This window comes from Chitinophaga sp., from assembly GCF_039596135.1.
GTDB lineage: Bacteria > Bacteroidota > Bacteroidia > Chitinophagales > Chitinophagaceae > Chitinophaga.
The window spans coordinates 24,461-44,393 of record NZ_JBCNKH010000034.1; the positions used below are offsets into that span (position 1 = coordinate 24,461).

18 protein-coding genes are annotated in these 19,933 nt (G+C 45.6%); 8 read left to right on the top strand and 10 right to left on the bottom strand.

The features are described from left to right. Window positions 1–52 precede the first annotated feature (52 nt). Window positions 53–2,404, top strand: a complete 2,352-nt coding sequence (locus ABDW16_RS19145; protein WP_343671961.1) for an ABC transporter permease — start codon at window positions 53–55, stop codon at window positions 2,402–2,404. 1 nt (window position 2,405) lies between these two features. Here the strand turns inward: ABDW16_RS19145 and ABDW16_RS19150 are convergent, their stop codons facing one another. Next, a complete protein-coding gene (locus ABDW16_RS19150) occupies window positions 2,406–2,945 on the bottom strand; it encodes a hypothetical protein (RefSeq protein WP_343671962.1) in 540 nt (179 codons plus the stop codon). A 239-nt stretch (window positions 2,946–3,184) separates the two neighbouring features. Here ABDW16_RS19150 and ABDW16_RS19155 point away from each other — a divergent pair, with 239 nt between their 5' ends. Beyond that, a complete protein-coding gene (locus ABDW16_RS19155; RefSeq protein ID WP_343671963.1) occupies window positions 3,185–4,531 on the top strand; it encodes a hypothetical protein in 1,347 nt (448 codons plus the stop codon). 2 nt (window positions 4,532–4,533) lie between these two features. Here the strand turns inward: ABDW16_RS19155 and ABDW16_RS19160 are convergent, their stop codons facing one another. The 3 genes from ABDW16_RS19160 to ABDW16_RS19170 are packed head-to-tail and all read right to left on the bottom strand — an operon-like array spanning window position 4,534 to window position 5,930. Further along, the gene (locus tag ABDW16_RS19160; protein ID WP_343671964.1) at window positions 4,534–4,902 is read right to left on the bottom strand and encodes a DoxX family protein; all 369 of its coding nucleotides are present in this window, start codon (window positions 4,900–4,902) and stop codon (window positions 4,534–4,536) included. A gap of 56 nt (window positions 4,903–4,958) precedes the next feature. Continuing rightward, on the bottom strand, window positions 4,959–5,276 hold the full coding sequence (locus tag ABDW16_RS19165; protein ID WP_343671965.1) for a hypothetical protein: 318 nt from the start codon (window positions 5,274–5,276) through the stop codon (window positions 4,959–4,961). A gap of 24 nt (window positions 5,277–5,300) precedes the next feature. Beyond that, window positions 5,301–5,930: a YiiX family permuted papain-like enzyme gene (locus ABDW16_RS19170; protein WP_343671966.1), complete on the bottom strand. Its 630-nt coding sequence runs from the start codon at window positions 5,928–5,930 to the stop codon at window positions 5,301–5,303. Between the two features lie 77 nt (window positions 5,931–6,007). Between ABDW16_RS19170 and ABDW16_RS19175 the strand changes: the two genes are divergently transcribed. From ABDW16_RS19175 to ABDW16_RS19190, 4 genes are all read left to right on the top strand, one after another. Then, window positions 6,008–6,826, top strand: coding sequence for an ATP/GTP-binding protein (locus ABDW16_RS19175; RefSeq protein WP_343671967.1), 819 nt, complete (start codon window positions 6,008–6,010; stop codon window positions 6,824–6,826). Window positions 6,827–6,916: 90 nt separating this feature from the next. Continuing rightward, entirely contained in the window at window positions 6,917–8,464 is a 1,548-nt protein-coding gene (locus ABDW16_RS19180) for a TROVE domain-containing protein (RefSeq protein WP_343671968.1), read from the top strand. Between the two features lie 264 nt (window positions 8,465–8,728). Then, a complete protein-coding gene (locus tag ABDW16_RS19185) occupies window positions 8,729–8,917 on the top strand; it encodes a hypothetical protein (RefSeq protein ID WP_343671969.1) in 189 nt (62 codons plus the stop codon). A 25-nt stretch (window positions 8,918–8,942) separates the two neighbouring features. Continuing rightward, a complete protein-coding gene (locus ABDW16_RS19190) occupies window positions 8,943–9,575 on the top strand; it encodes a hypothetical protein (RefSeq protein ID WP_343671970.1) in 633 nt (210 codons plus the stop codon). A 45-nt stretch (window positions 9,576–9,620) separates the two neighbouring features. On the opposite strand, the gene ABDW16_RS19195 is transcribed toward ABDW16_RS19190, so the two are convergent. From ABDW16_RS19195 to ABDW16_RS19205, 3 genes are all read right to left on the bottom strand, one after another. After that, window positions 9,621–10,373, bottom strand: a complete 753-nt coding sequence (locus ABDW16_RS19195) for an SDR family oxidoreductase (protein WP_343671971.1) — start codon at window positions 10,371–10,373, stop codon at window positions 9,621–9,623. A 15-nt stretch (window positions 10,374–10,388) separates the two neighbouring features. Continuing rightward, window positions 10,389–11,129 carry an SDR family oxidoreductase gene (locus ABDW16_RS19200; protein ID WP_343671972.1) on the bottom strand — a complete coding sequence of 247 codons (741 nt, stop codon included), beginning with the start codon at window positions 11,127–11,129 and terminating at the stop codon, window positions 10,389–10,391. 96 nt (window positions 11,130–11,225) lie between these two features. Continuing rightward, on the bottom strand, window positions 11,226–11,849 hold the full coding sequence (locus tag ABDW16_RS19205; RefSeq protein WP_343671973.1) for a hypothetical protein: 624 nt from the start codon (window positions 11,847–11,849) through the stop codon (window positions 11,226–11,228). A gap of 96 nt (window positions 11,850–11,945) precedes the next feature. Here ABDW16_RS19205 and ABDW16_RS19210 point away from each other — a divergent pair, with 96 nt between their 5' ends. Next, entirely contained in the window at window positions 11,946–12,239 is a 294-nt protein-coding gene (locus tag ABDW16_RS19210; RefSeq protein WP_343671974.1) for a helix-turn-helix transcriptional regulator, read from the top strand. Window positions 12,240–12,284: 45 nt separating this feature from the next. On the opposite strand, the gene ABDW16_RS19215 is transcribed toward ABDW16_RS19210, so the two are convergent. After that, window positions 12,285–14,489 carry a GH92 family glycosyl hydrolase gene (locus ABDW16_RS19215; RefSeq protein ID WP_343671975.1) on the bottom strand — a complete coding sequence of 735 codons (2,205 nt, stop codon included), beginning with the start codon at window positions 14,487–14,489 and terminating at the stop codon, window positions 12,285–12,287. A 150-nt stretch (window positions 14,490–14,639) separates the two neighbouring features. Here ABDW16_RS19215 and ABDW16_RS19220 point away from each other — a divergent pair, with 150 nt between their 5' ends. Further along, window positions 14,640–15,437: a hypothetical protein gene (locus ABDW16_RS19220; protein ID WP_343671976.1), complete on the top strand. Its 798-nt coding sequence runs from the start codon at window positions 14,640–14,642 to the stop codon at window positions 15,435–15,437. A 66-nt stretch (window positions 15,438–15,503) separates the two neighbouring features. Here the strand turns inward: ABDW16_RS19220 and ABDW16_RS19225 are convergent, their stop codons facing one another. Further along, window positions 15,504–17,765 carry a family 78 glycoside hydrolase catalytic domain gene (locus ABDW16_RS19225; protein ID WP_343671977.1) on the bottom strand — a complete coding sequence of 754 codons (2,262 nt, stop codon included), beginning with the start codon at window positions 17,763–17,765 and terminating at the stop codon, window positions 15,504–15,506. A 21-nt stretch (window positions 17,766–17,786) separates the two neighbouring features. Next, a complete protein-coding gene (locus tag ABDW16_RS19230; RefSeq protein WP_343671978.1) occupies window positions 17,787–19,820 on the bottom strand; it encodes a beta-L-arabinofuranosidase domain-containing protein in 2,034 nt (677 codons plus the stop codon). Between the last annotated feature and the right edge of the window lie 113 nt (window positions 19,821–19,933).

Here is a 19,933-nt window from a genome sequence, read left to right on the forward strand (position 1 = left end):
TATTCATTTACAATCACTTACAATCTGGTATCATTGTAGCAACATTTTTCACATGATCCGCAATTATTGCCGTGTTGCCTGGCGCAACCTTAAACAACACAAGACACTTTCTGCTATTAATATTACCGGGCTCGCCCTCGGTATGGCATTCGCCCTCCTCATCGGTATGTGGGTGCAGTATGAAAAGAGTTTTGATCAGTTTCATGCGAACGGAGCGCGTATAGGGGTATTCGTGAAACACACCGAATTTAATAACGTAAAGGGCTCCCAATACGCCACCCCCATCCCCCTCTACGACATCATGCTACATGACTACCCGGAGGTAAAACAGGCTACCAGGATTACCCAAAATACCCAAATGAGCCTGGTACACGGCCCCAATAAGTATTACAAATCAGGCCTCTTTGCAGATCCGGCCTTTCTCCATATGTTTTCTTTCCCGCTGATTGAAGGTAATCTCAATACAGCTTTGAACGATGTGAACAGTATTGTACTAACGGCTTCGCAAGCCCGTGCACTCTTTGGCCCTGCACCTGCACTGGGCCGGATAGTGAAAGTAGACAATATGGAACTGCAGGTTACAGGTGTGATGAAAGATGTGCCTGCGAATTCCACCCTGCAGTTTGACTTTCTCCTGCCCTTTTCATTGGGAGAAAGGGAATCTGATTTTGTAAGAAATGCACGAACCAACTGGGGAATCAACTTTGCATGGAATGTTGTGGAGCTGAACCCGGGCGTAAATATGGCAGATTTCGCCAAAAAGATAAGTGGGTTAGTTCACCAGCATGACCCGGAACATAACAACCAGTTCCTCGACATACAACCCTGGACCCGTATGCACCTGCACAATGAATTCAAAGACTGGAAAGAAGCTGGTGGGCGAATGACGTATGTGCATCTCTTTACCATTATTGGCCTCTTTATTTTGCTGATTGCGTGTATCAATTTCATGAACCTGAGCACTGCCCGGTCTGAAAAGAGAGCCAAAGAAGTAGGCATTCGCAAGGCTATCGGTTCCGGACGTACGCAACTGGTCGGACAGTTCCTGACGGAGTCTGTGATGACGGCTGCTATTGCATTTGTACTTGCCCTGGTACTGATTTTGGTGGTACAACCCTATCTTGGACAGGTAGGCGTATCACATGTACAATTTTCTTTCCAGCACATAGGTGCGGCTTTACTGGTCTGTATCGTAACGGGCATCCTGGCAGGAAGTTATCCTGCATGGTACCTGTCTTCATTCATCCCGGTGAAGGTATTGAAAGGCCCTGCGAAAACAAGCCGGAACCCGGTGACCCTGCGCAGGGTACTCGTGGTGTTTCAGTTTACCATTAGCATTGCCCTGGTGATCTGTACCACGATTGTGTTCCAGCAGATCAGGCATGCACAAACCAGGTCATTAGGATATAACCCGGATAATCTTTTATCAGTAACCACCAGTGCCGCCCTCAATAAGAATTATGCTGCGCTGAAACAGGAGCTGTTGAACACCGGGAAATTTGAGGCGATCACCCGCGCATCACAACCCATGACCGCCAATTATAACAAGTGGAGTGATTTCTCCTGGAGTGGCAAAGACCCAAAGGCAGAAATAGGCATGGATGTGATCATGGGCGATTGGGATTATGATAAGGTAACAGGCATGCAGCTGCTGCAGGGACGTGCCTTTGAAGCTGGCAGACCCGCAGATTCCAATGCGGTGATCTTAAATGAAACAGCGCTGAAGACCATCGGGTACACAAACCCTATTGGCAAGACCATGCAATCTGGTTCCCGCACACTCACCATTATTGGTATCGTAAAAGATCTTGTATTGTACAATCCTTACCAGACCGCCTATCCGCTGGCAATTCTCTTTGAAAGAGAAGACGCGAATAATATTCTGCTGCGCCTGAAGAAAGGAGCTGATCTTTCTAAAACACTCGCTACCATTCAACCTATATTTGGAAAATACAATACCGACCTTCCATTCATTTATACCTTCACCGACCAGGAATTTGCCCATAAATTCGAAATGGAAAACCAGGTGGGTAGCCTGGCGGCGGCCTTCTCCCTGCTGGCTATACTCATTTCGTCTATGGGGCTCTTTGGTCTTGCTATGTTCATGGCAGAGCGGAGAACCAAAGAAATCAGTATCAGGAAAGTACTGGGCGCAGGCATTCCTCACCTTTGGTTGTTATTGTCCAAAGACTTTGTCTGGCTGGTGATTTTAGCAGGTGTAATTGCGTCGCCATTTGCTTATTTCCTGATGCGCCAATGGCTTACGCATTTTGAATACAGGATTGAGATCAACTGGGGAATATTTGCTGGTGCAGGGATATTGGCATGTTTGATCGCACTCTTGACAGTGAGTTTGCAATCTATTAAAGCGGCTATGATCAACCCGGTAAAAAGCTTGCAATAGATCATTCTAATCTTACCTCTCTGACCGTCTCATTTCCCGGCAGGTCTACCACCACCACTATTACTTTGCCGCCTTGCGGCAGAGTAATAGCCTTATAATACCAATCCACACCATTCCGGCCTAAAACCGCTGCACCCTTTTCGAGGATAACACCAGCTGCATCCACTACCCGTACCTGCACTTCTGCCACCCTGAATTCGTCTTTCGCAGTCACTACCACAGTTTCTTCTTCGAATTGAATATTCTGCACTTCAGGAGACCGATAAGCATCCTTCACCGCCATATTATAAGCATTCTGCCCCGGCCCAGCCAGTGACTTATAATAAGCCTTCAGCTCCGGATCTTCCAGGATCACCACAGCATAAGCCGCCGCAACCCGCATCTTATACCGCGCTTCCAGCTGCTTCTTTGTCGGCTTTTTCTTTGACGGACCGCGTTTCTTCGCCATAATTATCTGCCCGTTCCTTTCGTAAATCGTGATCTGATCGCCCAGCGAACCCCGGACGAGTTGGAGGAGTATATTGTCTTTAACAATAGCCATAAAATCAATTTTGGGGTTATAAGATCAATATTAATACACTGTGCGAAACTATAGTGAAGCTTTAACACTAAATGAGTACTAATACGTCACTTAATCTGCATCTTAATATCGAATTGATATAGAAATGTAGTTTTGATGTACTTATGGTGAACTTATGGAAGTATAACTATGCTATAGCTGAATTAACTATTGCATGACTCCCCCTCTGAAAAATTGTTCTCTTTGACTATTTTTAGCGAATGAATATTATCCCTCAGCTGAAAGAACTGGCAGAAAGATCCGACATTGAAAAAATGGATGCCCTGGTAGAAAGTCTTTTACCGACCCAACTGGAAGAATATAAGGAGGAAATAATTGGTGCCTATGATATGGTTTACTCTTATGGTGTGTATGACCTTGACTGTGATAAGGTTAGCAATCCTGAGGATTTTATCTTTTACCTGCTCGGAATTATCGATTCCATTCAGCGTTTTTTCCCTGATCAGCTATATTACCAGGAACGGGGCTATTGTTACCAGCAGCTGGCTGACCGTACAGCTGCTTATGAGGATAAAGTACGTTACATACAGGAGGCTATCCATATTTACAATATCGCTCCGCAAACCACCGGCATACAAATGTCGATGGTAAGAGCGCTGACGGATAAAATGGAAATTACAAAGCAGTTTACTACCGAAGCGTTCACGGAATTGTTATATTTTTTCAGACCGGTGCTCAACGATGCCACTGCTATAAGCGCATTGGTTCATCAATGTTTCAGGGTACGGTTCCTGCCATTTGAACAGAATCATTACTGGCACCAACGCCTGCTACGTGAGTTTGAAGGTGCCATGCATGAACGGGCAGAGAAAAACCTGCTCGTTTATCTCGACTGGGCAGAGACCTACCATTACATTCTCTTCCACGACTCACCTGAAATTGATCCGGAGTACAAGACGACGATGGTCACACAAACGGCCCTACTGCTACAACCGCTGGAAGGCTATTACACAGCAGATGCAGCGCTGCTGAACCGGCTGGGCAAAGCATTTGCAGATACGGCCAAAAGATTAAAGGAAAACGATCTGCAACTGGCGTATTACTGGATTTCAGTTGAGTTCTTCACGAAGGGACATGCGCAGCAACCAGCTGCCTGGACTTTTCCAGTATATGCTACTAATTCGCTGCTTGGCATCGCACAGATCTATCATGCACAGGGTGCTTATGAAAAACTGATCAATACATTTGAACACGGGCTACAGCTTTTCTCGCAGGTATATAATCATGAAGAAGATTTTCAGCTGAATCTTTACTGGGGCGATTTTCTTGTAGCCTACACCGGGCTGGCTTACGATTACAAGTCCCCTTCCATCAATCGCCTTGCAGAAGAAAAATTACAGCTCTCTGCAGTGCTGGGCAGAAATTACTATTCACATCCTTACTTATCTATGGCAAGGCTCGCCATAAAATCGGGTGATAAAGAAAAATGTGTGAAACTACTGCTGCAATGCAGAGATGCTATACGTTCGAACGGGTATGATGCGTATGACCTGGAAGAGGCATTGCGCGATGAGGATTTCAGGGAGGTATGGGACCAGCTGTTCTGAGCTTATATCTTTCTGCCTGCAGGCCTGAAATACCATGATACCACTGTCAATATTGCAAACACCAGTGGCGCAATGAATAGTGTAAAATGATCACCTGAAGCGATATGAGAAATGACGGCCCCTGTCATGGCAAAGAAGAAACCAGCATAAGCCCATTCTTTTACTAAAGGAAATCGCTGCGCGAGAATAGCAATGACACCCAGTATTTTCCAAACGCCAAGGATGGTCATAAAATATAGCGGGTATCCCAAATGAATGAATCCCTCCACATTATCTTTTTGCCTGAATATCTGTGCCAATCCCCCTACAAACATGAATAAAGCGAGGATGATGGTTGCTGTCCAATAGATGATGTTGTTACGTCTTGTCATTATGTAGCTATTTGACTACAAATATATGTGTAGCTATTTAACTACGCAAATTTTCTTTAAAAAATTTTCAGATCGTCTTTGTAAGCTTTCTTGTAGAGGGTGATGATTTTTTCGAGGATGGCTGCGCGTTCTTCTCTGATAATGACGGTATTATCGTCCCAGTGAGTAATAGTTTCAGGATTGATAAAAGAAAACCTTGCGGCGATTTCACACAGCAAGGCCCGGTTATTTTCCTGGTAAAACAGGGTTTCTCCCCGATAGAGGATCAGTAACCCATATTTAATTCCGTCTTCTTCATAGCGGTAAGCCCGCTGATCGGTTTTTAATTCATTTATAATAGCTCTTGTTGCTTTTGAGTAGGATCTTTTGCGCATGATCAGGTTGAAAATTACCAGACATTATTTATCAATGATAGTTTCTAACAGTTCACTTTCAAATATTGCTTTAGGAGAAATCACTACTTCATCCTTTGGAATATGATTCCCATATCTTTCCTTCAACTTAGCTTTTACCACATCGCCCGTCAGGTCAAAATCACTTAATTTTTCCAGCTTGCCTATTTCAATCCCGGTAGCCCGCTGGTACACTTTCCAGATGAGCTCTGAGCAATAAATCTGATCGTCACTCCATTCAAAGGTCAGGTCGTAATTCTTACCGGTAAAAGTCTCCCCTACCTGTTTCATTTTCTTCAATGCATCGGCAGTCAGCACTTTATCTGCATCTTTGAGGCGTTTAATCACGTAATGCCCGCCCTTTCCTCTCGCAATCCATTTATCCAGCGGGGTTCGCTTTACCGGTTGTACCGCTTCGAAAACATAAAATTTATCTCCTTCCTGGTAGATGATACCGCAATGAGAGTAGCTGGATTTTGTGGCTAACTGAATAGCCTTACTTTGTGCAGACTGCGAGGTCTGGAAAATCAGGTCTCCATTGTGAATAACAGGGAAATTTACAAGTCGTTTTCTGGCATTCACTCCAGTAAGCAGGGTCAACCCTAACAGGGTAAAGATGAGTATTCCTTTCTTCATAAATATTGTCCATACAAAGTAATAGATTTATGCATAATATTCTTCTTATTACGCCACGTTGATAAAAAAACTCAATTATGAAAACAATCTTTATCGCGATCGCCATTATTTTTACCCACGTATCATTATTTGCCCAGCATTCATTAGAAAAGTTATGGCAAACAGATACGGTGCTTACAACTCCCGAATCTGCCCTGCTGGCAGCCAATGGACAGTTCTTATACGTTTCCAACATAGGCAGTGCCCAAAAAGAACGAAGCGGCTATATCAGCAAGGTTGCGCCGGGTGGCAAAATCATTACCAGGGAATGGGTGACCGGGTTGAATGCCCCCAAAGGCCTGGGATTGTATAAGGGGCTTTTATATGCAGCAGAGCTGACAGCGGTAGCGGTGATTGATGTTAAAACCGGCACCATCGTACGCAGAATTCCCATTGAGGGCGCTCAAATGCTGAACGATATCACAATAGATGCCAAAGGTGTTGTGTATGTCAGTGATTCAAAAGCTAACAAAATTCACAAAATTGAGAATGGCCGGCCATCCCTTTACCTGGAAAACATGGATAATGCGAATGGCTTACTGGCAGTCGGACCGGCATTGTACGCATTGACCAATGGTAAATTGCTGAAGATCGATGCGCAGAAAAATCCTACCATCATAGCAGAAGGACTGGAAGGCAGAACGGATGGTCTTGTACAGGTAAGGGAAAATGAATTCATAGTAAGTGGCTGGCAGGGTATTATCTATTATGTGAAAGCTGATGGCACCAAACAGGTATTGCTGGATACCCGTGATCAAAAAAGCAATACTGCTGATATAGGGTATAATGCGGTTGCACAAACATTGTATGTACCTACCTTTTTTAAAAATACCATTGTTGCCTATAGACTGAAATAAACTTTTTTTAGAAAGATTTAAATGCGCAAAAAAGCTGCGCACTTGCGTCCAACCTTTGTATTGTTATCACAAAACGAAAACAAAACGGTTATGAGATTCAATACATCAAAGAAGGACGTATCCGCCACTGTAAACTACGAAGGTGCAAAAGCATATGTTCTGACACCGGAGCTGGAACTGTATAGTGCTGTTGTTACAGCCTCTTTTCATGACCAGTTTTATGAAGGAAGTGCGGAACGGCTGGAGCGTATACGTGCGCTGATCAGGAAAAATGATCCACAATTTGTGGCTCGCCTGGCAGTGTATGCCCGTGAAAAAATGTACCTGCGGAGTATTCCACTGGCGCTGACCGTAGAGCTGGCGAAAGTGCATACAGGCAATAGTCTGGTGAGCAATATGGTAAACAGGGTGGTACAGCGCGCAGATGAAATTACTGAGTTGCTGGCATTCTATGCCCTGTCAAACAACCGACAGGACACTAAAAAGTTGCATCGCCTGAGCAAGCAGATACAAAAAGGACTGTCATTGGCATTTAATAAATTCGATGAATACCAGTTTGCAAAATATAACCGCGCAGCGGCAGTGACATTAAAAGATGCCCTGTTTATTGTTCACCCAAAACCAAAGGATGACGATCAGCAGATACTGTTCGATAAAATTGCGCAGGATGAACTGCAGGTACCCTATACCTGGGAAACAACCCTGACTGCTACCGGTCAGGTAAAGTATTCCGACGCCGGCGAAAGGCAAAAGGCCTTTCGCTATGCGTGGGAACAACTGATCGAATCCAATGCACTGGGATATATGGCGCTGATGCGTAATCTGCGTAATATATTGCAGGCCGATGTGAGTAACTGGATGATCAACAAGGTTTGCGCACAGCTGACTGATGAAAAAGCAGTGCTGCATTCAAAACAATTGCCTTTCCGGTTTCTGTCTGCCTACCGTGAATTAAAACAGGTAAAGCACGGAAGAACAAAAGAGGTGCTGGAAGCGCTGGAAACAGCGATACAGACTTCTGTACAGCACCTGCAGGGATTTGATAATGATACACGGGTGGTAATTGCCTGTGATGTATCTGGTTCTATGCAGAAAGCAGTGTCTGCACGTAGTGTTGTGAAATACTATGATATAGGTTTGCTGCTGGGTATGTTGCTGCAGTATAAGTGCGAAAACGTAATGACGGGGATGTTCGGTGATAAGTGGAAGGTCGTTGATTTTCCTAAGAAGAATATACTGGCAAATGTAGATGCATTTTATGCGAGAGAAGGTGAAGTGGGTTATAGCACGAATGGTTATAAAGTACTGGCTGATCTGATCAAGAATCGACATGTAGCTGATAAGGTGATGATGTTTACAGATTGTCAGATGTGGGATAGTACTACAGGTAATCAGAGTGATAAGAATACGCTGGCAGCGCAGTGGAAGCTGTATAGAGAAATGGTGCCACATGCAAAGCTGTATTTGTTTGATCTGGCTGGATATGGTAAGACACCGGTGAGTGTAGAGGGGAATGATGTGTACCTGATAAGCGGGTGGAGTGATAAGGTGTTTGAGATATTGGCGGCTATAGAGAAGGGACAGGATGCAGTAGCGCATATCAAGGCTTTGAATTTCCAGTCTTGTATTCATTTATAATCAGACCTCAAAAAATAGTGAAGTGAAGGTGTCGTTATAATGGGTTACTTCTTTACTTTAGAAATTGAAAAAACACCCTTATTCTTTTTACTCTTTGCTTGCTAAAAGCTCGTCTTTGGATGGGCTTTTTTTATTTTGAAAATAGGGTTATCGAAACGATAAAACTCAATACTGTGGCTAGTTTTATTTGTTTTTTGATTTTAAAATCACTTACCTTTAGTGTATCAAATCATTCTATTTTTTCACGTTTAAAAATTTAAAATTATGTATGGTGGTTACGCAGAATACAAAAGGCATATGCAAATATTGGACGAGCATATAGAACGAGTTAAGAACGATCCGGAGTACCGTAGACAATTTATAGAAGACTTAGGATTGGAAGAACTTTTTAGTCAAATGACTGAAGAACACTGGAAAATAGCAGATGCTAAATATGGTTATAAGGCAGATTAACTTAAAACTTAAAATTCAAAAACATATGAACAATTCAAGTATTATTTATTCATCTGACCAGGGACTGTTATTAGGCTTCCATGGATGTGATCAGTCTATCAGGGACAAAATAATCAATGGTCAGATTATGATGAAAGCCAGCCATAATAATTATGACTGGCTTGGATCGGGAATGTATTTTTGGCAAAACAACCATGCAAGAGCTATGGATTTTGCTAAAAACCCTCCAGGTAAAAGTAAGATCGAATCTCCTTCAGTATTAGGAGCCGTTTTTAGTCTTGGAAATTGTCTTGATCTCACTGACAAATCCTATATTGATCGGGTTAGAAAATCCTATTTCTCTTTAAAAGCAACATTTAGTGAGACAAATACTCCCTTGCCTAAAAACAGGCCTGTTCCTGGATCACCCAATCCAAATGATAAAATATTAAGGGGATTAGATTGCAGCGTCATTGAGGCATTACATCTGAATTTGATAAAGAAGGGAGACATCCCCTTCGACACAGTCCGTTGCGTCTTCATAGAAGGCAATCCCATTTACGAAGACTCTGGCTTCTACGACCAAACCCACATCCAGGTCTGCGTTCGCAACCCGAACTGTATCAAAGGTTTCTTCCTCCCAAGAAATGAAGATCCCGAATGGTCTAAAGCAGCATAAATAATCACTTATGCGTGACATTTAACCCCTAATTAATTCCCCTGACTAATTCGTCGCCCCACCATTCACCAACAAATGCTGCCCATTCACAAACGACGACAACCCACTCGCAAAAAACTCCGCCACATTCGCCACATCCTCCACCTCCGCTAATCGCCCCATCGGACAACTATCCAACAACTGCTTCCTCAATCCCGGGTACGCATCCTGATCTACAAATATCCCCGCATGATCCACCGCAAAAGGTATAATCGAATTCACCGTCACCCCTCTATACCCAATCTCCTTCGCTAAGATCTCCACCATATACCTCGGCGTCATCTTACTCCCCCCATACACCGCCATCCCAGGCACAGGATACGACGTCGTAGACGAAGCAATGTAAATTATCCTTCCACCATCCACTACATGCTTCGCCGCCTGCTGCAAGGTAAAGTACGCCCCCTTGGTATTAATACTAAACACCCGGTCAAACTGCTCCTCTGTAAACCCTACCACCGGCGTCTCCACCATCTCAATCCCCGCATTCGCCACCACAATATCAATCTTCCCAAACTCCTTCAATGCCTCACTAAATAACCGTTCTATATCCCGAACCGAACTCACATCCGCCTTCACCGAAATCACCCTCACACCCATCGCCCGTATATTACTCTCCGTTTCCTCCACCGCCACCTGATCTCTTGAATAATTCAACACAATATCCGCCCCTAACGCCGCATACCGCTCAGCAATCGCCTTCCCCAGCCCCCTCGCCGATCCGGTAATGAGGGCTACTTTATTTTTCAACATGTTCATAATGATTGATTTTAATTATGCCATACCACCATTTGCACCTATATTCTGCCCACTGATCCACTTCGCATCATCACTCACCAGGAAAGCCACCACCTTCGCAATATCCTCCGGCTCCCCTATCCTGTTAAACGCTGACAATGCAGCTAATCTCGCCAAAGCTTCCGGCGTCTTACCATTCAGGAACAACTCTGTATTGGTAGGACCAGGCGATACCACATTCACATTGATCCCCCTTGGCCCTACCTCTTTCGCAAATACACGGGTCATCTGCTCTACCGCTCCTTTGGTAGCTACATAAGGCCCATAAGTAGGCAATAATAAACGTGTAGTAGATGAAGAGAAGTTGATTATAGTACCATTATCTGCGAGCCTTGTAGCAGCTTCGCGCATGGTATTGAAAGTGCCTTTTACATTAATGGCAAACTGTCTGTCAAAATCTTCGTCTGTCGTGTCTTTGATTAACTTATACAGCAGTATCCCTGCATTGTTCACCAGCACATCCATTCTACCATATTGTGCAATCACGGTGTCGAACATTCTTTTTACTTCGTCAGACTTACTTACATCTGCCTGTATAGCCATGGATGTACCCCCCTGCGCCTGTATAGCCGCTACTGTCTGGTCAGCTGCCTCTTTATTGCCAGCGTAGTTAATGATTACTGTCGCGCCTTCTGATGCCAGTTTAAGCGCTATTGCCGCGCCAATACCCCTGGATGCACCTGTTACTAAAATAATTTTTCCTGTGAGCGTTTTCATATTTCCTTTGTTTTTTGTTTGATGAAACAAAGGTCATACTTACGCACACAGAAAAATTACAGATATTAAAGGAAGAGATGTAAAATTCTAAGAAGGTTATCTCAGCACTCCCTGTTCGGTCACCATTTCGAATACTTCGTCCAACTTATCGTTGAACCATTCCTGCTCTTCATCTGTAAATGCACGACAATACTGCATTTCACCCTGCAGGGACCGGAGTTTTTCATCAACAGGGCGGTGACTGTAAAAAGCAGATTTACCAGATTTCAGTTTATCCAGCCACTGCTTAACAGTGGCTGTTTTACTGACCGTTTTCATAACCGATTCCTCAAAATCGAAGCGTAGCACTTCACAAATGCCCGGCTGCAACAAGAGAGCATACTCGTCAGTATTTAATTGTAATATATCATAACCGCCAGGTTGCAACACCAGTGGTTTCTGACCTTTGAAAAGCAGCTCCATCTGTCCACTCACCACCTGCTGGACCACACTCCGGGGCGATTCTTCCGAAACTACAACCAATACTGGCTGCTTAATAAAGAACACCAGGTGCACCATGCCGAATCCATCTATGTTCCGCTCCTGCAAGAGTATATTTACATAACTGGACTTGTGTAAATAGGGTTTGGCAAACCGGTTAACATGCCTGAAATATGGTAGCGATAAAACGTCTTTGATCCTGAAATTTTCTACGGGGTTTACAGCTATTCTGAAGTACATGGGGTAAGGTTTAACTGATCTATAGTAAAGTTCTCCTAATTTGCTGAATTGATACGACAGTATGATAAAATCGGTTATTTCCGATACCTTTGCAGTATGGAACACGTGGAAGTATTCAAAGCATTATCCAACAAGGCACGGCTTCAGATATTACAATGGCTGAAAGACCCGACTAAAAATTTTCCGGCAGAGGGCTGCTGTGAAAATGGCGTATGTGTAGGACAAATCCAGCTTAAAATGGGGGTTACCCAATCTACTGCCTCTGAGTATTTGTCGCTTTTACAGCGAACAGGGCTGCTGATCGTGACCAGGCAGGGACAGTGGACATATTACAAAAGAAATGAAAATGCTATCAAAGAATTAGGGAAACTGATCCTGGAAGATCTATAAAGCCATAAAAAAGAAGGCCATCCATAATGGACGGCCTTCCGCAATCTATTCTCCTGATTTATAATCAATTGAAGAAGGAGGCAATGCCTGTTCCCCACTTCCCCACTGCTTATTTGGCGCCGCGCCCATATCCAGCTCCAATACCCCGCCTTTCAACACCTCCTGGTGTGTAAACCAGGGCTTATTCAGCGCTTTTCCATCCAGTTTCGCACTTTGGATATACTTATTCTCTCCTGAGCTCTTAGGTGCATTGACCGTAAATACCTTTCCATTCTCCAGCTGTATCGTTACCTGCGTAAATACCGGACTACCAATATTATACTGGGGAATACCCGGGGTAACCGGGCAGAACCCCATCATGGAAAATACCACAAAGGCCGTCATACCGCCCCCATCTTCATCGCCCGGAATACCAAACAGGTTGTCAGTATACCAGGTATCCAGCAGCATGCGGATACGCTTTTGCGTCTTCCAGGGTGCTCCCAGGTAGTTGTACAGGTAAGGAATGTGGAAACTGGGCTCATTTCCCATCACAAATTGCCCTACCAACCCCGTGGCATCCGGGAAGGTATACCACAATTGATATTTGCTCCTGCCCAACCCTTCACGAAACAGCTGATCCAGGTTCGCCTCTGCTGCCTTACGGCCACCCATCAGGCTAAACAACCCTGCCAGGTCATGCTTTACATCCCAGTTGTAGGTATAAGCATTGTTTTCAGTGAAATAATCACGACCACCCTGACCACCTGAGAATTTAGGATCAAATGGCTCTATCCAGCTACCAGCAGAATCTTTGGGCCACATAAAGCCTTTCTCTGCCCGGAACACGTTTTTATAGTTGGCCGCACGCTTTAAAAACAGCGGCACATCTTCCTTTTTACCGGCAGGTACTGCCAGTTGTGCAATGCACCAGTCATCAAAGCTATTTTCCAATGTCACTGCCACAGACTGTCTACGCTCAAAACCATGCACCTCACTCACCCACTCTTTTTCTCCGGGTCGCAGGGCCGGCATATACCCATGTGCATTGTAAAAAGCATCCAGTTCTGTACCCGGACCATTCCTCCAGGGTAACAGGGTTGCCTGCAGGGCATTCTTTTTCAGCCCCTCATAGGCTTTGGCTACATCAAAATTACGCACACCTTTGAACCAGGCATCTGTCATCCAGGCGGCAGCATGATTGCCCGTCATACAAGGCATATCGCCGGTGACTACCGCAAAGGAAGGCATCCAGCCCCCCTGCTCATACATCTGGATATAAGAATTGATCTTATCTGCTTCTGTAGAAGGGTGTAAAAGCGTTTGTAATGGCTCTAATGCGATATAGGTATCCCAGAGCCAGTTATCCGCGTAAAAGGGCTTATCTGAGTTGTGTACCTGGTGATCGTATGCACTGTAATACTTACCATACTCGTTCATGTTGATCATGCGCTCATATGTACGGTACAATGAGGTATAGAATACCCGCTTTTGTGCGGGTGTACCTCCTTTTACATTGATCTGCCCCAATACTTTATCCCATGCTTTGAATGCCTTGTCTTTTACTGCATCAAAGTTCCAGTCAGGGATCTCCTTTTGCAGGTTTATTCTGGCCTGCTCAACGCTCACAAAAGAAACACCGTATTTCACGGCTGTTTCTGCCGGCACCTCTGCCAGCAATATCTTTTGACCTTCTTTATCTAAAGTTTGTACACCTGTGATGGGTGCGCTCAGCTCTGCATAAAAGTAAGCTGCCATGCCGTGGAATTGTTCTGTACCGGTGATCACCTGTTTGCCGGTTGCTTCAATAGTGCCTTTACCGTTCAAAGGCTGAAAGCGGAGATAATGCTTCTCCCTGCCCTGAAAATGAAATCGAAAATACCCGCTACGTGCTGCAGGTGTAAATTCTACCTGGTCCGCATCGTCCAGGAAGGTGCTGTAATAGTAAGGAGTAGTACGCTCCCTGTCCCATACCCTGGGTGTAAAATAATCGTCGCCTGATATTGGCATCATACCAAAAAGGCTTTCCTGCCTGTGCGAAGCAATGGTGAGCGGGAAATCATGAATGCGGTCATCCAGCTGATCTTTGCGGATGGGAAATACCCGCACCATACTATTAGGCAGGTGTACTGTAGGGCGGGTGGGTTCCAGTATGATGCCCACACCACCGATAGTGGGATCTACATAGTTGACATTGCTATTCATACTTTGCCCTCGTGCAAAAGGGGTGGCAAATAATGCCATGCCCAATAGCAGCCTGTTTAGTTTCATAACTTTTTTTTTGAGAGGACTAAAAATATAAAAAAAATCCGGTCACCCTCGTTAAATGAGGATAGCCGGGCCGACCTGATCCTCAGAAAATAATCGTAGTATCGTAGCATGAGAATGCTAGCGATACTACTGCTTATCAATCTGCCACTTATGGCGCAGACACCAGAGGTGTTAGGAAAGGTAAAGTCAGATAAAATAGCGGAAGCCTCAGGTCTGGCTGCCAGTGCAGCACTACCAGGGTACTACTGGACACACAATGACAGTGGTGGAAAGAATGAAGTATACCTGCTGGATAGCGAGGGTAAACTGGTCAGCATCGTGAAACTGAAAGGCTCCGTAAACAGGGATTGGGAGGATATTGCAGAAAATATCGGACCCGGCGGCAAACACTATGTGTATGTAGGCGATATTGGCAATAACCTGCAGCTGAAAATAGATATGCAGATCTACCGGTTTCCGGCACCAACAACCCTACCTGGGGATAAAACTACTGTGCATGCAGATGTGCTCTTTATCAGGTACCCTGATGGCTTCAGGGATGCAGAGTCGCTGATGATAGATCCTATTGGGAAATGCATCTATATCGTAAGCAAGAGAGAAAAACAGGTAAGCCTGTATAAGGTGCCTGCGCAATATTTCAACTTCAAAGACCAGCAACAGGCAACGCTGGAAAAAGTGCTCACTCTTCCTTATACCTGGATTACGGCTGGTGATATTTCACAAAACGGGGAACATATTGTGATTAAAGACAAATCGCATATTTACTACTGGCGTCGTAAAGGGAAGGAGCCAATTGAAGAGACGATGGCAAGACCGGCGACTTTACTGCCATATGTGCCGGAAAAACAGGGAGAAGGGCTAACGATTAGTGTGGATAATAAGGGGTACCTGACTATCAGTGAGGGGAAGAAACCTGATTTGTTTTACTATCCGCATTTATTCAGATAGAAGTCATTGACTCATTTTCGATTGTTGATTACTGATGCCGCAGGCATCAGTAATCAACAACGGCTATTATATTGTTAACTTATGCTTTCCGGGCTGTAAAACCTGATCCGCCCTGCCTTGTAATCGCAACGTCGCAGTCGTATTCGCAGGAACTTCCACTTCCAGTATCACCTGTTTCCCATTCCGCTTCCACGAAGAGACGATCTTACCATACCGGCATTGATAATCAGCCTTTGCAAAAGTGAGCTGAGACACAAATGAAGGCTGTATAAAGAAATGCTTAAAACCCGGCGCCGCTTCATCCGGACGAATACCAGCCAGTGTTTTGTAGAACCAGGCACAGTAATCTCCAAAGAAGATATGATTGTGAGATAATTCTCCCGGCCAGTCTTCAAACAAGGATGTGGCACCATTTGCTATCCAATGCGCCCAACCTGCGTACCCTGTATCTGTCAGCATTTTCATGGCCACCTCTACATGCCCGTTATCACTCAATGAAGGCAGTACATATTTGGTGCCTAACACACCGAAATCAGCATGATAATGATTGTCTGTAATCTTCTTTGCCAACTGATCTACTGTCTTCGTCAGCGCAGGCGCAGGTACTAACTGATGGTATACTGTCGTACTAAGTGCAGTAGCCGTTGTGACATTGTACTGCATTGCCTGTGCATCATAATACTCCCTGTTGAAAGCAGCGCTGATCTTTTCGGCCAGTGCAGCATAAGCAGCAGCATCTGCATCTTTGCCTAAGATACGCGCCATTTTGGATACTAAAACTGCATCTGTATAATAACAGGCTGTAGATGTAAATGGCACCGGTGTCTCTACCAATGACATCCAGTCACCCAACCCCATTTTGAAGATATAGTTTTGGGCTTCGCTGGTGAGCAGGTCTGTGTACTTTTTGATGGCATCATAATTTTCTCTTACCGCAGCCGTATCGCCTTCATAGAGGTACAAATACCAGGTTATGATAGGGAGCGCACTCCCCCATGCAGGCCCAAAGGTAAAGTCCTTGCGATCATAGCCCCAGCCATTGGAAGGAACAATACCCGGAATGGAACCATCCGGTGTTTGCGCATCCCTGATGTCATTCAGCCACTTGCGGTAACCCGGTGCTGATTTGTAATTCCACAGGCCGATTTCGGCGGAGATATGTGCATCTGCTGTCCAGCCGTTTTTTTCACGCTGCGGGCAGTCAGTTGGAATGCTCAGGAAATTGCTCCTGTAAGATTGCCGGGCTGCTTCGTACAGCTTATTGATCATAGGATCTGAGCTGGTAAAATGACCGGCTTCTTCAAAGTCTGTGCTGTAGAATAAACCTTCCAGAGAGCTCTTATCCAGCTTTACTTCGGCAGATGTTTTCACAGATACATACTGGAAACCATGATAGGTAAACTGTGGGGTGAAGGTCTCGACACCGTTCCCTTTCAGGATATAAATATCCGTCTGGAATGGCAGTTCACCCGGCCAGCTACGCATGTGTTCTGTATTATGCGCGAGGTCGATTTTACCATTTTTCAATACTTCCCTGTAGGAAAGGGTCACTTTTGTACCCGCTGCACCTTTTACTTTTAAGGTCACTACGCCGGCAAAGTTCTGGCCCATATCGAAGAGATATTCATCCTTATCCACCTGTTTTACACTCACAGGTTTGATGTGCCTGATGATCTTAATAGACGGCATTTCCTGTGGTACCAGTACCCCACCGGGAGAATTGGTTTCAATCGCCGTCTGCCAGCTGGCATCATTGTACGCCAGCTTGTTCCAGCCGGGTAGTTCTGCCCTGGCATCGTAGATTTCGCCGGTGTACAGGTTGTTGTATTGACTAGGTCCGGTAGTACACTTCCAGCTGCGATCAGTGACGATGGTTTCCCTGCTGCCGTCTTTGTAAGTAAGCAGGATGTTGATCAGCATGCGGGGCGTATTGCGCCAGGGCGCTTTGTGAAATTCCCATACTGCGTGGGATTGTACATTATACCAGCCATTTCCTAATTCTGCCGCCACGACGTTATCCCCGTTAGCAAGCAGCGAAGTAATGTCATAAGTGTTGTACAGTAATCTTTTGTCATAACGGGTATATCCCTGTTCCAGCACCGCATCGGTGACAGGTTTCCCGTTTACATACAGTACATGATAACCTACACCGGATACATAAGCCACTGCACTTTGCAATGGCTTAGCGGTGTGAAATACCTTCCTGAAAAAAGGTGCTTTTGTGATCGTGGTATCTGTGGTATTGGTGATCCAGCTACCGGACCAGTTAACCTGTGCATACAGGAAACCGGGCAGGCAGCAGAGCAGGCAAAATAAAATACGTTGCAAAGTTTCTGGCTTTTAGGTGATTTATGGTACTACAGGGAAAGCTACGATGCGCACTTTGGTACAACCATAGGGCACGAGGGTGATTTCCTGTATTGTGTTGTCTACTTTTCCTTTATAAATTCCTTCCCTGTCCGTAGGCGGCTGATAAGCCACACCATTCAGTTCTTTCCAGGAGGGGATTGATTTAGCCGGTACCGTGATGGTGACAGGGGCATGTGCCAGGTTCCATACAAACTGGTCATCTACCTGTTTTACCACAGCGGCCTTAAAGTGAGCGGAAGGCTTTTCCACATTATCCCTGATCAGCGCATAGTTCCACTTATCTGTAGGATAGACGCTGAAATATTCACCTTCTACTTCGTCAGTAGCTTTCTCCCATCTTTCATTCAGCTTCAGCGCATATACCAGTGGCCCTCTTTCTATGGCACGGGAATGCCTGCCCCATACAGTAGTGGTGATATCCATCGGCAGTTGCAATACCAGCTTGTCGTTGTTTTGCCAGGTACGGTTGATGGTGATGACCTGGTTGCCGGTGTCTTTGCGCAGCGGCTGTCCATTCAGGAGAATGGTGGCCTCTTTGCACCAGGCAGGTATACGTAACTGTAAGGGGAAGCTGGCTGCTTTTTTCAATGATATTGTGAAGCTGATTTCATCATTGAAAGGATAGGTAGTGGCTTCGTGAATAGTTACTGCTGTTTGCTCTTTGCCAACTTTGGTGGTCAGGTCATTGGGAGCATAAGACAGGGCAGCTATGCCATTGCCGGGTGTGCTGTACCAGAGTTGAGAGGTGAATTTTGTCCAGCCCTGGTGCATATTCGCGAGGCAGCAGGGGTAGCCGCTTCTGGCCCCCAGCACGTTACACATTTCCCTGCTGAAGGGTAGGGAGAAATCGAAAACGCCTTTGCTGATCTGTACCTGGTTGGCTACCTGGAAGTATTGCCTATTGTTATAGTCATCGGTTGTTTGTGTGGGCAGGGCATTGAAGGCCATTTTTTCCAGTGCATCCATGTAATGCACATCGCCGGTGATGGAGATGATATTTTCCAGGGAGTACATCGCTTCCACGATGGCGCAGAGTTCAATGCCCTGGGTGGGTTCATTGCCATTCAGGTCTTCATCGCCGCTGAAGATGCCCATGGGCAGACCATGAACGGTCATGAGGTCATGCCAGCCGGTATGTAATGCCTGCAAGTCTTTTGGATCGCCGGTACGCTGGTAGTTGACAGCGGGCGATTTCAGGGCCATGGCAACGTTCACCCCATGGCGGTTCATCCAGTTGCCCATATGTGCGTAAGTGGTAGTGCTGATCACCCATTCATGGCCACCCATCCAGCGGGTCCAGGGAAAGGACTGCTGTTCGATTTTGTCTGCCAGCTGTAAGAGGGAGGGATCTTTGGTGATGCTGTAGAGCCATTGAGCCATCATTACATTGTCTGCCCCCCTGGAAGCTGCCCAGTCTGTCCATTTGCCAATGGGGGCAATGTCGAGGGCTTTGAGCTGGTACTGAAAGTATTTGGTCATGAAGGTGATGACACGCTGATCGCCGGTGGCGGAGTAGTATTGCTGCAATACTTTGAGCATGATCATTTTGGGCCACCAGTCATCGCCATCAGTGGCGTTGGCAACCGCCACACTGGTGTGCTTTTCTCTTTCAGCACCGGTGAGGGGGCCGAAGTAGCCGCTGGGGCGCTGGTGGTCTAAAGTCCAGTTCACGTAGCGGAGTACCTTTTCTTTCAGGGCTTTGTCGTCGAGCAGGTAAGCGAGCGGCAGTGCGCCGTCCAGCCAGTAAGGTGTTTCTTCCCAGCCGTCGCCTTTGCCGCCGAGCCAGCCGTTGTCGTTTTTTAGTTTAGCATAGTATTCGTCCAGGTGACCTGTGGAGCCGTCCCGCATGATGAGGAGCTGGTGCCGGAGCCAACCGGCAGGTTTGATGCTACCTAATGGTAAGGTAGTGTAGACGGGGGACTGATAGGAAGCCTGTGGTGGAGCGGAGTGACCTGCTGCCGGTAGCAATGATAATACGGCAAGGCCACAACCTGCAAGCAAATTGATTTTCATTTGTTGAGACTTGAGTACAATAATAACGTGAGGGGGTAAGGTAGAAAAAATAACCGAAAAAGTCACTTTCGCCTTCGGCGAAAGTGACTTTTTCGGAGGGGGGTGGGGGCACT

What these genes read in the sequence shown, in the direction of transcription:
- ABDW16_RS19145 (WP_343671961.1), top strand. Translation starts at nt 53, where the DNA reads ATGATCCGCAATTATTGCCGTGTTGCCTGGCGCAACCTTAAACAACAC.
- ABDW16_RS19150 (WP_343671962.1), bottom strand. Translation starts at nt 2,945, where the DNA reads ATGGCTATTGTTAAAGACAATATACTCCTCCAACTCGTCCGGGGTTCG.
- ABDW16_RS19155 (WP_343671963.1), top strand. Translation starts at nt 3,185, where the DNA reads ATGAATATTATCCCTCAGCTGAAAGAACTGGCAGAAAGATCCGACATT.
- ABDW16_RS19160 (WP_343671964.1), bottom strand. Translation starts at nt 4,902, where the DNA reads ATGACAAGACGTAACAACATCATCTATTGGACAGCAACCATCATCCTC.
- ABDW16_RS19165 (WP_343671965.1), bottom strand. Translation starts at nt 5,276, where the DNA reads ATGCGCAAAAGATCCTACTCAAAAGCAACAAGAGCTATTATAAATGAA.
- ABDW16_RS19170 (WP_343671966.1), bottom strand. Translation starts at nt 5,930, where the DNA reads ATGAAGAAAGGAATACTCATCTTTACCCTGTTAGGGTTGACCCTGCTT.
- ABDW16_RS19175 (WP_343671967.1), top strand. Translation starts at nt 6,008, where the DNA reads ATGAAAACAATCTTTATCGCGATCGCCATTATTTTTACCCACGTATCA.
- ABDW16_RS19180 (WP_343671968.1), top strand. Translation starts at nt 6,917, where the DNA reads ATGAGATTCAATACATCAAAGAAGGACGTATCCGCCACTGTAAACTAC.
- ABDW16_RS19185 (WP_343671969.1), top strand. Translation starts at nt 8,729, where the DNA reads ATGTATGGTGGTTACGCAGAATACAAAAGGCATATGCAAATATTGGAC.
- ABDW16_RS19190 (WP_343671970.1), top strand. Translation starts at nt 8,943, where the DNA reads ATGAACAATTCAAGTATTATTTATTCATCTGACCAGGGACTGTTATTA.
- ABDW16_RS19195 (WP_343671971.1), bottom strand. Translation starts at nt 10,373, where the DNA reads ATGAACATGTTGAAAAATAAAGTAGCCCTCATTACCGGATCGGCGAGG.
- ABDW16_RS19200 (WP_343671972.1), bottom strand. Translation starts at nt 11,129, where the DNA reads ATGAAAACGCTCACAGGAAAAATTATTTTAGTAACAGGTGCATCCAGG.
- ABDW16_RS19205 (WP_343671973.1), bottom strand. Translation starts at nt 11,849, where the DNA reads ATGTACTTCAGAATAGCTGTAAACCCCGTAGAAAATTTCAGGATCAAA.
- ABDW16_RS19210 (WP_343671974.1), top strand. Translation starts at nt 11,946, where the DNA reads ATGGAACACGTGGAAGTATTCAAAGCATTATCCAACAAGGCACGGCTT.
- ABDW16_RS19215 (WP_343671975.1), bottom strand. Translation starts at nt 14,489, where the DNA reads ATGAAACTAAACAGGCTGCTATTGGGCATGGCATTATTTGCCACCCCT.
- ABDW16_RS19220 (WP_343671976.1), top strand. Translation starts at nt 14,640, where the DNA reads ATGGCGCAGACACCAGAGGTGTTAGGAAAGGTAAAGTCAGATAAAATA.
- ABDW16_RS19230 (WP_343671978.1), bottom strand. Translation starts at nt 19,820, where the DNA reads ATGAAAATCAATTTGCTTGCAGGTTGTGGCCTTGCCGTATTATCATTG.